This is a genomic window from Corallococcus sp. 4LFB, from assembly GCF_046520365.1.
In the GTDB taxonomy this organism is placed as follows: Bacteria; Myxococcota; Myxococcia; order Myxococcales; family Myxococcaceae; genus Corallococcus; species Corallococcus caeni.
The window spans coordinates 1-12,829 of the sequence record NZ_JBKGHJ010000238.1 but is presented as its reverse complement, the minus strand read 5'-3'; the positions used below and the strand labels follow the sequence as shown (position 1 = coordinate 12,829).

At 72.0% G+C, this 12,829-nt stretch carries 7 protein-coding genes and 1 pseudogene; 1 reads left to right on the top strand and 7 read right to left on the bottom strand.

Annotated elements, in window-relative coordinates:
- From ACLEQD_RS23825 to ACLEQD_RS23800, 6 genes and pseudogenes are all read right to left on the bottom strand, one after another.
- Positions 1 to 1,297: transglycosylase domain-containing protein (locus tag ACLEQD_RS23825; RefSeq protein ID WP_410387002.1), on the bottom strand; the 1,297-nt coding region annotated here is incomplete at its 3' end.
- Positions 1,297 to 1,569, bottom strand: a complete 273-nt coding sequence (locus ACLEQD_RS23820; RefSeq protein ID WP_410387004.1) for a hypothetical protein — start codon at positions 1,567 to 1,569, stop codon at positions 1,297 to 1,299. The genes ACLEQD_RS23820 and ACLEQD_RS23825, both read right to left, overlap by 1 nt.
- A 119-nt stretch (positions 1,570 to 1,688) precedes the next feature.
- Positions 1,689 to 7,193, bottom strand: a pseudogene (locus tag ACLEQD_RS23815) (alpha-2-macroglobulin family protein); the annotation flags it as partial.
- Between the two features lie 102 nt (positions 7,194 to 7,295).
- A complete protein-coding gene (locus ACLEQD_RS23810; RefSeq protein ID WP_410387000.1) occupies positions 7,296 to 7,502 on the bottom strand; it encodes a hypothetical protein in 207 nt (68 codons plus the stop codon).
- Between the two features lie 107 nt (positions 7,503 to 7,609).
- Positions 7,610 to 9,058 (bottom strand): hypothetical protein, encoded by a 1,449-nt coding sequence (locus ACLEQD_RS23805; protein ID WP_410386998.1) that lies wholly within the window; start codon positions 9,056 to 9,058, stop codon positions 7,610 to 7,612.
- Between the two features lie 65 nt (positions 9,059 to 9,123).
- The gene (locus ACLEQD_RS23800) at positions 9,124 to 10,080 is read right to left on the bottom strand and encodes an SDR family oxidoreductase (protein WP_410386996.1); all 957 of its coding nucleotides are present in this window, start codon (positions 10,078 to 10,080) and stop codon (positions 9,124 to 9,126) included.
- A gap of 102 nt (positions 10,081 to 10,182) precedes the next feature.
- Here ACLEQD_RS23800 and ACLEQD_RS23795 point away from each other — a divergent pair, with 102 nt between their 5' ends.
- The gene (locus ACLEQD_RS23795; RefSeq protein ID WP_410386994.1) at positions 10,183 to 11,226 is read left to right on the top strand and encodes a helix-turn-helix transcriptional regulator; all 1,044 of its coding nucleotides are present in this window, start codon (positions 10,183 to 10,185) and stop codon (positions 11,224 to 11,226) included.
- Here ACLEQD_RS23795 and lpdA read toward each other — a convergent pair.
- Entirely contained in the window at positions 11,177 to 12,574 is a 1,398-nt protein-coding gene (gene lpdA / locus ACLEQD_RS23790; RefSeq protein WP_410386992.1) for a dihydrolipoyl dehydrogenase, read from the bottom strand. The two genes, ACLEQD_RS23795 and lpdA, sit on opposite strands and share 50 nt — an antisense overlap.
- Positions 12,575 to 12,829 lie beyond the last annotated feature (255 nt).

Here is a 12,829-nt window from a genome sequence, read left to right as displayed (position 1 = left end):
GCCGCCTCGCGCAGCACGCGCAGCACCTGCTCCGGCCCAGCGCGTCCGCCACGCGCACGGCGGGGATGTTGTAGCTGGACGCCAGCGCCGCCCGCAGCCGCACCGGGCCGTGCACGCGCCGGTCGTAGTTCTTGGGCACGTACGCGCCGCCCGGCGTCGCCAGGTGCACCTCCACGTCCGCGAGCACGCTCGACGGCGTGAAGCCCTTGCTCAGCGCCAGCCCGTACGCGAACGGCTTGAGCGCGGACCCCGGCTGCCGCAGCGACCGCACGCCGTCGTTCTGTCCGCCCTTCTCCTCGTCCAGGAAGTCCGAGGACCCCACGTACGCGAGCACCTCGCCCGTCGCGTTGTCCAGGACGATGGCCGCCGCCTCGCCCACGCGCCGGTGCGCCAGCCCGCGCAGCTCCTCCGTGATGGCCTTCTCCACCGCCGCCTGGAGCTCCGGGTCGATGGTCGTCTCGATGCGCGACGCCCGGTCCAACCCCAGCTCCGGCAGCCGCTGGAGCAGCGCCGTGGTCAGGTGCGGCACCTCGAACACGCGCTCTGGAGGCACCAGGTCCAGCGGCGTCTCCGCCGCCGCCTTCGCCTCCTCCTTCGTCAGGAAGCCCTCCTCCACCATGCGCGACAGCACGTCGCGCATCCCGGCCCTCGCCATCTCCGGCCGCCGGTACGGGTCCCTCCGCGCGGGTGAGCGCGCCATCCCCGCGAGCAGCGCCGCCTGCCCGCCGACAGCCGCTCCGCCGCGCCCGAAGTACCGCTGCGCCGCCGCCTCCACGCCGAACGTGGAGTTCCCCAGCGGCACGCGGTCCAGGTACTCCAGCAGCACCTGCTCCTTGGGCAGGTGCGCCGTCAGCCGCAGCGCCCACAGCGCCTCGCCAGCCTTGCCCCACCACGAGCGCTCGCGGGGCACCAGCCTGCGCGCCAGCTGCTGCGGAATCGTGGACGCGCCGGACACGATGCGCCCGGCCGACACGTTGTCGCGCGCCGCCCGGGCCACCGCCACCAAGTCCACGCCCGGGTGCCACGCGAAGCGCTGATCCTCCGCGGCGATGAAGGCCTGCCGCACCTTCGCGGGGATGCGCCCCCCCGGAAGGCCCACACTGCGCCCGTCCTCGCGGGAGAGCACCTCGCGCAGGGCGTGGCCCGTGCGGTCGGTGAGCACCAGCGAGGACAGCGCCTCGCGGGACAGCAGCGTCCCCGGCAGGGGCCACGCGATGAAGGCCGCGCAGCCCACCACCCCGAGCGCCGCGACGAGCGCCACGGCGCGCATTGCCCCGCGAAGCGTGAGGCGCATCATCACTTCGAAGCGACCTCGTCCGGCATCAGCACCGGGAAGCGCCCACCCTCGGAGCGGCCGAACACCTCCGGCGTGTACATCTCCTCCGCGTGCGCGGGCTTGAGCACGAAGTCACCCGGCGTCGTGGCCCGGGCGACGAAGCTCGTCACGTGCACGCCGGGCGGCAGCTCGTCGGCGAAGAACACCACGCGGTCATCCCGCATCTCCGTGTGGTTGAACGGCGACCAGAAGCGCGTCGCCCAGGCGTTGTTGCCCTCGTCCGTCTCCGACAGGTCCTCCTCGCTCTCGTACTCGTAGCCCTCGCCGGGGCCCTCCTCCTCGCCGGAGCCCGCGGGGCCCGGCAGCTCGCCGTGCTGGCCAGCGACGTGTCCACCGGCTCCAGGCCCGCGGGCAGCGGCACGTCCACCGCCACGAAGTTGCGGCGCATCGGCGTGGCCACGCGCACGCGCACACGCACCAGCTCACCCGCGCGGGCGGCCTTCGCCTGACCGCCGCCCGAGTACGGCTCGAACCAGCGCTGGACGATGATGCCCCGGTCCAGCGGGTCCATCGGCAGCCGCGCGGGCGCGTAGCGCAGGAGCGCCCCGTAGTAGAGGTTGCCCGTGCCGTTCACCCCGAAGGTGAAGGGCTGCGCCTTGTCCGCCGGGCCCAGCTTCTCCACCGGCACCTGCACCGTCTTCACGCCCATGTCGCGGCCCTTGAAGTCGGCGGAGGCAATCACCTGCCCGCCCAGCTTCACCACCGCCTCGAACGACGGCACGGCCGTCTCCTTGCGGCGGACCACCTCCGACAGGGCCATCAGCGTGAAGGCCGCCTCCTGCGTGTTGCGGAAGCGCCCGTCCCCCTCGCGCGCGGACGCCAGGTAGCGCCCCATCTTCGACACGTAGGGGTGGTCCGGCTGCACGTCCACCAGCGTCTGGAGCACCAGCGCCGTGGTGCGCGTGTCGGAGGACCAGAGCGGCGCGTACGTCCTCGGGTCCGTCTCCTGGAAGTGCACGCCGGCCGCGGTCTCCTGGGCCGTGTTGAGCAGCTCCTGGAGCATCTTCTGGCCCTGCGCGCGGTTGCCCTTCCCCACGAAGATGGCGTCCGTCAGCATCGCGCGCGCGAAGAGCGGCAGCTTCTGCCGCTGCTCGAACAGCTCGTTGTAGTACGACGGCCGCGGCGCCCCCATGCGCGCCAGCGTGTAGAGCGCGAAGGCCCGCGTCTCCGGCCCCACCGCGCTGCAGCCGTAGGCGCACTGCGAGCACACGCCCGCGGCCACCTTGTCGGCCAGGAACTTCTTCGCCTTGTCGAGCACGCTCGCGTTCACCGCGTAGCCCACCTCCCGGGCCCGGGCGAGCGCCAGCGTCGCGTACGCGGAGGCATACGGCGACGAGCAGTCGCTGGAGGCCCAGAAGCGGAAGCCACCGTCGTGGTTCTGGAGCGCTTCAATCTTGCGCACCGTCGCCGCCACCACCGTGTCCGGATCCAGCGTGCCCTGCGTCTTCAGGGCCTCATCGCTGAGGAAGCTCCGGACGAACGCCTGCTTCTGCTCGTCCGTGCCGCCGGTCCACGCCACGCCGAACTTGCCGGACAGCTCGCGTAGCGCGACGAACGGCACCAGCCGTGACGACATCTGCTCCAGGCACCCGTAGGGATAGTCCACCAGCTGGTTCATCGACTCGTCGAACCCGCCCATCACCGTGGAGGACATCGTCACCGTGAGGCCGCCCAGGCCCGGACGCACGCCGCCCGGCGGCTTGAGCCCCTCCACGCGCTCGCTCGTCGTGTCGCCGTAGACCGCCACGGCCTCCATGCCCACGGGCAGCTGCACGGGGATCTTCTGCTCCACCGCGTCCGTCTCCCCGCCGCCCGCGACGGCGAAGCGCAGCACCGCGGTGCCCGGCTGCTCGGCCACGAAGGTGAAGCGCACCTCGCGGGCCTTGCCGTCCAGCTGCACCGTCTTCTCCGTGGGGCCCTCCACGCGCACGCCGGTGAGCTGCGCGGTGACCTTGGCCTCCTTGATGGCCGGGTTCGTGGTGTGGATGACCACGCCGGCTTCCGCCTTGTCGCCCACGCGCACCAGCCGGGGCAGCGCCGGCAGCGCCAGGAGCGGCTTGGCCACCTGCACCTGGCTCTCCCCCACGCCGAAGCGGTCCGCGTCCGTCACGGCCACCGCCATGATGCGGAAGGTGGTCAGGTTGTCCGGCAGCGTGAACTCCACCTTCGCCTGCCCCTGGTCGTCCGTCTCCACCGACTGGAACACCGCCGTCGTCTTGAAGTTGGACCGGATGCCGGAGCCCGTCGTGTCGGAGCCGCCGGAGCCGCCCGGCCGCGAGCCCTTGTCGCCGTACAGCTTGCGCAGCACCAGGTGGATGAGCGGCTCGCCGATGCGCACCGACAGGCCGCGCTCCTGGAACATCGCGTCCAGCGGATCCGGCGCCTTGTAGCCCGTCAGCCGCAGCACGCCTTCATCCACGGCCCAGAGCGTCACCTCCGCCTTCGTGCCCTTGCCCGCCGCGTCCTTCACCGCGACGTCCACCGTCACCTTGTCGCGCGGGCGCTTCTCCGGCGCGTCCGGCGTCAGCGCCACCGACAGGCGCTTGGCCTTCTTCTCCACGCGCAGCTGCGTGTAGCCCACGCGGACGGCGGGGCGGCCCGGGTCGTCACCGGACTCGATGCCCTTGGCCGCCTCCACGCGGCCGCGCACCAGCACCACGCCCACGTAGACGTTGGGGATGGCGCCCTCGCCCAGCGGGATGTCCAGCGCGGTGGCGCTGCCCTTGAGCTTCACGCGGCGCACGCTGAGCACGCCCTCGCGCTCCACCGTGACGAGCGCGTCCGCCTGCGGGTACGGGCTCTTCACCAGCACCTTCGCGGTGTCCCCCACGTCGTACAGCTGCTTGTCCGCCACCAGGTCGATGCGGTCCGTGTCGTTGCGCTGCCAGGACACCCAGCCGGAGCCGGTGACGTAGAGCGAGTCGCGCGTCGTCGCCTTGCGGCCCTTCGCGTCCGTGGCCACCGCCTCCATCACGTACAGGCCGGGCTCCGCGGGGGTGAACCTGCACGCCTGCGGCGTCGCCGCGCTCTTCACCGAGCACTTCGCCGCCTCCGTCTCCACGGGCTCCGTGACGGTGAACCACTGGCCGCCGTCGCCCTTCTTGCGGATGGACTTCCACTCGCGCCGCTTGACGTTCACGTCCACCGCGACGCCCTCCTGGCGCTTGCCCTCCGGAGAGACGGCGATGACCTCCAGGCCCACCTCCTTGCCCGCCTCCGCGAAGCCGGTGGAGAGCACGCGCAGGCCCGCGTAGACGTCCGCGGGGTGCACGATGACGAGGTTGCGGTTGGCGACGCGCTGGCGGTTGACGTCCTCCACCTCCGCCTCCAGCGTGTACTCCCACGTCTTGCCGCCGGGCGCGTCCGCCGTGCCCAGCGCCAGCGCAAGCTGTCCCTGCGCGTCCGTGCGGCCGTCGCCGGAGGCGAACGATTCGCTGTGGGTCTCCGGCTGCTCGTCGTCCCACCACCAAGTGTTCACGCCGAAGGTGAAGGCCTCGTTGCCCGGGGGCGCGAAGAAGGAGCTGGTGCGCTGCACGTTCCAGCGCACCTGCGCGTTGCCCATGGCGCCGCCGAACAGGTAGCGCGCGTCCACGCGGGCGGTGAGCGGCTCGCCGGCCGCGACGTCCTTCTTGGGCACCGCCACGTCCACGCGGAACTGCGGCGCGCGGTACTCCTCCACGCGGAAGGTGCCGCCGTAGCTCAGCGACTCGCCGCCGACCTTCAGCTTCGCGGCCACGTCGTAGAAGCCGAGCGGCACGTCCTTGCCCAGCTTGAGGTCCGCGCGGAAGGTGCCGTACTTCGTGACGGTGGCCTCCGTCTGGAAGACCTTCTCCCCGCGCGAGCTGGTCACGGTGACCTGCGCCTTCGTGTTCGCGGGCGGCGACTTGAGCACGCCCAGGCGGCGGTAGCGCGCCACGCCCTTGAGCATCACGTCGTCACCGGGGCGGTAGATGCCGCGGTCGGCGAACACGAAGCCCAGGCTGTCCGGGACGCGGCCCTCCCACGCGCTCCGCAGCGAGAACGCGCCCGGCGACATGCCGCCCTCCCACGTGGACAGCGTCACGCCAATGTCCGCGTCCTTCACCGCGGAGACCATGGCCCAGGGCGTGCTCCAGGAGGACTCGTCCTTGGGCTTGAGCAGCTCCGACAGGCCCGGCACCTTCGCCAGGCCGTTGGCGTCCGTCGTGCCCGTCCAGTGCTCCGTGCCCGCCTTGTCCCAGAGCGTCAGCTGCGCGTCCGGCACCGGGGCGCCCGTCGCCAGCGACGTCACCCACACCACGCCGGAGGCGGCGCCCAGCTTCGCGTGCACGGCCAGGTCCGTCACCTGCCCGATGACGCGGTGCGGGTAGCGCTCCTTGAGCGCCGGCGCCACGAGCCGCGCGAGGAACAGGCCCGTCTTCGCGCCGTTGAACGCCGGACGCAGGTCCAGCGGCGACGTGCGCTCCACGTTGCGCGCGGCCTGCGTGTCCACCGTCGTCCGGTAGGGCTCCGAGGACGGCCACTCGTTGGTGTCGATGAGCTGCGCGAGCTGCGCGGGGGACAGCGACCACACCTCCGCCTGGATCTCCGGGACGTTGGTGGTCACCAGCGGGATGGAGCCGTCACCGGACGCCTCCACCAGCGCCTCGCGCGAGCCCGAGTCGAAGGACGGATCCACGTCCGCCAGCGTCACCTCGCCCTGGAAGGCGGGGCCCGTCTGGCCGAAGAGGTCCTTGTAGCCCGCGGCGACCTTGATCTTGTACGTGGTGCCGGGGCGGTAGCGGCCGGGCAGCGACACGTAGGGGTACTTCAGCTCCGCGCCCGCCCACGGCCGCTGCGTCTGCACGCGCTCCCAGTCGATCTCCGCCTTCGGCTCCAGCGTCACCTTGCCCTTGAGCGACGCGGCATCCAGCTCGTTGGACGAGAAGAGGACGAGCGGGCCGTAGGAGCACTTCTCCTCGCCCCAGGAGAACACGCACGCGCCCGCGGACTCCATCTTGAGCGCGCCGTAGGTGGCGTACGCGTAGCGCACCGGCTCCCCCATGGGCAGCGGGCCGTCCGTGCCGGTCAGCTCGCCGTCCACCACCAGGGTGAACTGCGTCCCCGCGGGCAGCTTCCGCGCGGGCTTCAGCTCGTACTTCACGCGGCGGTCCTGCGACTTGCGCTCCGGGCCGCTGCCCACCTGCGTCTCCTTCAGCTCCGCGTACGGCGTCGCCTTCACCAGCGTGAGCGGCACGGGCGAGCCGGTCGCGGGCTCCAGGCGCGCGTGCCGCGCCAGGTCCTTCACCGCCTGGTTGAAGGTCAGCGTGAAGACCTGCTCCGGCTCCAGCCAGCGGTACTCCGCCTCCGGTTGCGCGGACTGGATGGAGGGGCGCGGCGTCTCGAACTGGAAGGTGTACGGCTCCGCCAGCGCGGTGCCGTCCATGGCCTTGAGGCCCGCGGGCACCGTCACCGTGTACTGCGTCCCCATCTTCACGGGGGAGCTGGGCACAAACTCCACGCTCGCGGAGCCCAGCCAGCGCCACTCCCCTTCCAGCGCGGGGGAAAGCTTCGCGGGCGCCGCCAGGCCGCGCTCCGCGGCGACGGAGCCCAGGGCGACCATCGGCTTGGTGAAGGTGATGGTCGGCCGGACGTTGCCGTAGGCCTGGCCCTGGGGCCGCACGGCCGCGATGGAGAGCGGGCCCTGCTCCGCGACGTCCTGGGCGTCGATCTTCAGCGCGGGAGGCTCGGGCAGCGGCTCGACGGCGAGGCCGGGGGACTTCGAGGACGGAGTCGGCGCGGTGCCGGTCTCCGACGGGCCGCCCTTCGCGTCCTTGTCGCCCCGCGAACACGCGGTCGCGACGACGAGGCAGAGGGCCAGCAGGGAGAGTCTGCGCATGGTGGGCTCACGGAGTTCCAGGGCGGGCACACGTGGCTGTCCCCCCTGAAAAATGACGCGAGCACCGTACCATGGGCCCCCCGCCCCGCGCTCACTCCCGCGTCATCCCGGCAGACGCGGATCCCCGCCCCGGATTCCGAGCGATTGAGAGTCCCGGCCCGTGACACGGGCCTGACGCGGGCGGCCATCCAGCACCGGAGGGCCATCCGCGAGCACGGACGCGGGCGCGAAGGCCCGGGCGACGGACACGACACAGCCGCCCAGCAGCTTGCGCAGGTGGGACTTGGGACGACGGGCGGGCGACGCCATGGATGCCTCCGGCCGGATGGGGGAGACACCAAGCTGGAAGGGGGACCGCGCACCGGCCATCGCACCGGTGCACGAGCGCCCCTTCCTTCAACGGACAGTGGCGGGGCTCACCCGTGGGGAAGCAGCAGGTTCCCGGCGGCGAGTCCCAGCAGGAAGGCCACGGCGACGAGCAGCATCACCCAGCGCACGGCGACGCCCGTGGCGCGCGGGGCCTGCGGGCCCACGGTGGCGCGGGTGGGCGCGGATTCGTCCGGCACGAGGATGCGGACCTGGATGGCGGCGGTGCGCAGCACCTCGTCCACGTCGGTGAGGAACTTCTCGTACTCCTCCGGCGCCAGCTCCAGGGGGCTGCCGTGCTGGAACTCGTAGCGCCGGGCCACGGCCTCGTGGTTGCGCAGCGAGGCCTGTCCCCTGGCAACGTCCACCCAGCCCGCGACGAGCGCGGGGGCCACGCCCTTGCGGTCCACGAGCGAGATGGCCTGCCGGGCCTGCTTGCCGCCCGCGGTGCTGGGTCCTTCGGGTTCGTCCACGCGCAGGATGCGGTGCGGGGAGCGGCCGTAGATCTTGTGCTGGAGCTCCGCCTTGAGGCGCTCCGCGAGCAGCGCGGAGTGGGTGGCGAACATCGTGCGCAGCTCGGGCGTCTGCGCGGCCTGGCTCGCCGCCTGCGCGGAAGGCAGCGGCGCGAAGATCATCGGCTCCGGCCGGCTGGCCTTCGGCGGACTGTCGGCGCGTGCCGCGCGAGGCGGCTCGGAGGAGCTTCCGTCCAGCTCGGCGCCACGGCCCGCGCGGATGAGCTCCGGCAGCTCGATTGGCTCGTCCTGCGCGCCCGTGCGGCCCAGGCGGGCCATCTCCGGCAGGCCCTGCCCTTCCTCACGCCCGCCGCCGCGCGCGGAGCCACCGCTCCGGGGAGGGCGGACGATCTCCGGAAGGCCCTGGCCTTCTTCGCGCGCGCCACCACGGCCCGCGCGCGCGTTCTCTGGAGGCCCCTGACCGTCGTCCCGCGTGCCGCCTCGACCTGGACGAATGATCTCTGGAAGGTCCTGCCCTTCCTCGCGTGCACCGCCACGCGAGGGGCGCGCCCCCTCCCCCGCGCGACCTGGGCGGGCGGGCTCCGCGTCATCACGTGCACCGCCACGTGATGGGCGAAAGGCGGTCTCTGGAGCGGCGAAGCCCTCGTCGTCCTCCTCGCCACGAACGTCCCGGCCTTCGCGCGCGAGGGGCGGAGGCAGGGGCGTGAGGCCGTCCACGCGGGTCTCCTCGACGAGGTCCTCGTCGGGAACTGGGGGCGGCGTCCGCGTCTCGAGGCCCGTGAGCTCCGCGGCGCGAATGGCCGCGCCCGTGGTGGGCGCGACGCGGGTCTGGTTGCCCCAGGACTTCCGGCCCGCGCCGCTCGCGGGCGAGCGGGACGCCTCCGCGGCGTCCCGCTGCGGGGAGGCCGGCACCTGGGTCTGCTCGGTGCGGACCTGCTCCGTCTCGTCCAGGTCGTCGTCGAGCGGTGCGACCCGGGTCTCGTCGATCCGCTCCGGCGCGTCGTTCCTGCGGTGCCCCTTGGCCATGTGCGCGACCTCTCGCGTCAGACCATAGCGCTTCGTCCCGCCGCCGGGGATGGGAGCGTGCGCGGTCAGTACCGTGGCCAGTCCGGGCAGACAGTTTCGATGGCGCCCCCCAGCCACGACGCATAGGCCGCGTCGTCCGCGACGGTGTACGCCTTCCCGTACGTCCGCTCGAAGTACTCCGCCCAGTGCGGCTGGGAACCATCCAGGTCCGTGAAGCCGTACTCGCGCGCCAGCGTCCACGACGCGACAACGCGCCCCGCCCTGCGGTGGACATGCGGATCCGCCGCAAGTGCCGCGACCGCGCGGCCCACGTACGACGGCGTCTCCGACGCGATGAAGTCCGGCACGGTCTTCACCGCGTCGCGCCAGTTCGCCTCCTTCACCCCGAAGCCATCCAGCATCTCCTCCGAGCGCAGGAACCCCGGCGTCACCGCCAGCGCCGTGACGTTCGTGCGGCGCAGGTCCCGCGACATCGCGAAGGCCAGCCGGATGACGGCCATCTTCGTCACGTCATACGCGACGCCGCCCCGGTACCCGAACGAGTCCCCATCCGTCACCTCCACGATGAGCCCCCGGTCCCGCTCCAGCATCAACGGCACCGCGTAGCGGCTGGTGCAGAGGTGCGTGTACACGGCGCGGTCGAACATGAGCCGCGCCTTCGCCGGTGACTGCTTCCAGAACGCCAGCCCCAGCTCGTGCAGCGCCTCCCCGCCCCAGATGTCGTTGACCAGCACGTCCAGCTTCCCGGCCTCCGCGCGGATGCGCTGGCAGAGCGCCTCCACCTCCTCTTCCACGGAGTGGTCCACCCGCACCGCGATGCCCTTCCCGCCCAGCGCCGTCACCTGCTCCGCCGTCTCCTCAATCGTCTCCGGCCGTGACTCCCCGCTCGCCAGCCGGCCCCGCACGCTGCGCCCGGTGCAGTACACCGTGGCCCCCGCGGCCCCCAGCATCGTCGCGATTCCCCGGCCCGCGCCCCGCGTCGCTCCCGCGACCAGGGCCACCTGTCCCTCGAGTGGCTTCATGTCAGTGCTCCCCTTTCACGCGCCACCTTGCACGTCCAATCCTGACAACCCCTGTCATGATTGCCGGCCCAGGCTGCGCCCCACCCCAGGCCCGGAGGGCCCATGCGCGCGGATCGCCTCGTCCACCTCTTGATGCGCCTCCAGGCCCGCCCGCGCAGCACCGTGGGCGAGCTGGCGCGCGAGCTCCAGGTCTCCAGCCGGACGGTGCACCGCGACCTCGACGCCCTCTCGACGGCGGGCGTCCCCGTGTACGCCACGCGAGGCGCGGCGGGCGGCGTGGCGCTGATGGAGGGCTGGCGCACGCAGCTCACCGGCCTCACGCGTCCGGAGCTCCAAGCCCTGGCCACGGTGGGAGCCCCCGGAGCCCTGGAGGACCTGGGCCTGTCCACGCCGCTGCGCACGGGCCTGGTGAAGCTGGCCGCGGCCCTCCCCACCCTCCAGCAGCCCGCGCTGGAGCACGCACGCCAGCGGCTCCACGTGGACGCCTCCGGCTGGTTCACCGGCCGCGAGCCGCTGCCGCACCTGGGCAGGCTGCGCGACGCCGCCTGGCAGGACCGCCGCGTGTCACTGAGCTACCAGGACTTCGACGGCGCCCGCTCCCGCCGGACGGTGGACCCCTACGGGCTCGTCATCAAGGCGGACCGCTGGTACCTCGTCGCCGGGACGGACAAGGGCCCGCGCGTCTTCAGGGGCGGGCGCATTGGCGACGTGCGGCTCTCCCCCCAGGGCTTCACCCGCCCCCACGGCTTCGACCTGCCCGTGTTCTGGAAGGACTGGTGCGCGAAGTTCGCCGTGGAGCGCCCCCGCTACGACGTCACCCTCGCCTGCACGCAGGAAGGCGAAGCGGCGCTGCGGAGGCTGCGTCCCCCGGCCGACGGTGAGCGCCTGGACAAGGCGCCCGCGGCACGCGGTGGGAAGCGGAAGGTGACGCTGGACTTCGAGCGGGAGTCCATCGCGGTCTCCCAGCTGTGCGAAGTCGGGGCGGGCGTGGAGGTGCTCGCCCCGGAACCGCTGCGCCAACGGCTGGCCGCGCTGGCGGCCTCACTCGTGGCGCTCTACGGCGGCCCGGCCGCAAGGGGCCGGGCCGCCGCGCCCGCTAGAAGTGCAGCGGGTGACCCAGCGTGGCCTCGGCGCCCTCGTGCATGATTTCAGAGAGCGTCGGGTGCGCGTGGATGGTGTGGGCCAGCTCCTCGGTGGTGATCTCCAGCTTCATCGCGACGCAGGCCTCGGCGAGCAGCTCCGTGGCGTGCGGCCCGATGATGTGGATGCCCAGCACCTCGTCGTACTTCCGGTCGGAGACGATCTTGATCATGCCGATCGACTCGTTGGAGATGGCCGACTTGGTGACGGCGCCGAAGGGGGCGATGCCCACCTTCACGTCGTAGCCGCGCTCCTTGGCCTTCTTCTCCGTGAGGCCCACGGACGCCACCTCGGGGTAGCAGTACGTGGCCGACGGGGTCAGGTCGTAGTTGATGGGCGCGGGGTTCTTCCCGGCGATGTGCTCCACCACCATCACGCACTCGGCGCTGGCCATGTGCGCCAGCATCGGCGTGGGGATGACGTCGCCAATGGCGTAGACGTTGGGCTCGCTGGTGCGGCACAGCGTGTCGACCTTGATGAAGCCGCGGTCGGTCTGGATGGACGTCTTGTTGAGGCCCACGTCCTCGGTGACGGGCGCGCGGCCCACCGCCGACAGGAGGATTTCGGCCTCCAGCGTCTTGGTCTCGTTGCCCACCGTCATGGTGACGCGCACGCCGTCCGCCGTGTGCTCCACCTTCTGCACCGCGGAGCCCGTGTGCACGTCGATGCCGCGGCGGCGGAAGATCTTGTCCAGCTCCTTGGAGACGTCCGCGTCCTCGATGGGGAGCAGCGCGGGCATGTACTCCACGATGGCCGTCTTGCTGCCCACGTGGTTGAACACGGAGGCGAACTCGCAGCCCACCGCGCCCGCGCCCAGGACGATGATGCTCTTGGGGATGCGGTCGATGGTCAGGATGGAGTCACTGTTCATCACCCGCTTGTGGTCCACCTGCACGTTCGGCAGGGACTTGGGCACGGAGCCCGTGGCGATGATGATGTTCTTCGTCTCCAGGGTCTGCTTGGAGCCGTCCTCCGCCGTGACCTCCACCTTGCCCTTGCCGGAGATGCGGCCGTGGCCCTTCACCACGGTGATCTTGTTCTTCTTCATCAGGAAGTCGATGCCGTTGGCACCCTTGGTGACGACCTTGTCCTTGTGCTTCTGGGCGTTGGCCCAGTTCACGGTGGGGTTCGCCACGTCGATGCCGAAGTCGGACGACTCCTTGATGTGGTGGAAGAGCGACGCCGTCCACAGGAGCGACTTGGTGGGGATGCACCCGCGGTGCAGACACGTCCCGCCCAGGCGCTTGTCCTTTTCGATGATGGCCGTCTTCAGCCCGAGCTGGGCCGCGCGGATGGCGCCCACATAGCCGCCAGGACCCGAGCCGATGATCACCACGTCGAAAGTCTCAGCCACACACGCCTCCGGTCATTTTTGCGGATGGAACTCGCGGGCGCTGATAACCCCCGGTCCCGGTTGGAATCAAGGAGTTTGCTCGTGCGTCGCTTCCCGCTCCACACGCTTCTCTTGATGCTAGTAGCGCTACTGGCGTTCGCGCGCCTCTATTACGTGTCGCATCAAGCCCCGCCCGCTCCGGCCCCCGGGCAGCCACCGGCCGCGGCGCCGGTGAGGATCACCCCGCCCGACCTGGGCCCCGCCGCGTGCCGGGAC

What these genes read in the sequence shown, in the direction of transcription:
- ACLEQD_RS23810 (WP_410387000.1), bottom strand. Translation starts at nt 7,502, where the DNA reads ATGGCGTCGCCCGCCCGTCGTCCCAAGTCCCACCTGCGCAAGCTGCTG.
- ACLEQD_RS23805 (WP_410386998.1), bottom strand. Translation starts at nt 9,058, where the DNA reads ATGGCCAAGGGGCACCGCAGGAACGACGCGCCGGAGCGGATCGACGAG.
- ACLEQD_RS23800 (WP_410386996.1), bottom strand. Translation starts at nt 10,080, where the DNA reads ATGAAGCCACTCGAGGGACAGGTGGCCCTGGTCGCGGGAGCGACGCGG.
- ACLEQD_RS23795 (WP_410386994.1), top strand. Translation starts at nt 10,183, where the DNA reads ATGCGCGCGGATCGCCTCGTCCACCTCTTGATGCGCCTCCAGGCCCGC.